Source organism: Streptococcus sp. GMD6S (assembly GCF_000297015.1).
The window spans coordinates 1-665 of record NZ_AJRH01000232.1 but is presented as its reverse complement, the minus strand read 5'-3'; the positions used below and the strand labels follow the sequence as shown (position 1 = coordinate 665).

The window sequence follows — 665 nt, the reverse complement described above, 5'->3', positions numbered from 1 at the left end:
GGCTTGTTGGATGAAGTCATCAATATCGTCTTGCTTCTAACCTTTAACAAGGTTGATTCGGCTAATGTTAATGAAAAATATGCCATGAAGGTCGCAAATGACTATGCTTATCAAAAAATTCGGACAGCAGAAGAAGCTGTGCTTCGGATTCGAGAGCGTCAGCAAAAAGGGCAAGAAGACCAGAAATCGAAAACTAGCTCGACTAAGACCAATGTTCCTAAGTGGAGTAATCCAGAATATAAAAATCAAACCAGCGAGGAGACTCGTCTGGAACTAGAACGTAAAAAACAAGAAATGTTAGCCCGATTAGAAGAAGGAGGAGACTAGATGGAAAGTGTGGGTGATGTTATCAAACGTCAGACAAGTCGTTTTCAGTATCAGGACCTAGTCCAGCAGATTATGAAAGACCCAGATGTGGCGGCTTTTATCCAGAAAGAATCCCTCAGCCCAGAGGAGTTGAATCGTAGCATCTCCAAGTTCAACCAATATATCACAGAACGGGATAAGTTTCTTCGTGGGGATGCTGACTATATAGCGCGTGGCTACAAGCCTATCTTGGTCATGAATCACGGCTATGCAGATGTATCTTATGAAGAAACACCCGAACTAATCGCGGCTGAAAAAGAGGCGGCAATCAAGAATCGTCTCAAGTTGATCAATCTACC

General features: G+C 42.9%; 2 pseudogenes. Both read left to right on the top strand.

Annotated elements, in window-relative coordinates:
- Positions 1 to 327, top strand: a pseudogene (locus GMD6S_RS09875) (DNA helicase); the annotation flags it as partial.
- Positions 328 to 665, top strand: a pseudogene (locus GMD6S_RS09870) (primosomal protein DnaI); the annotation flags it as partial.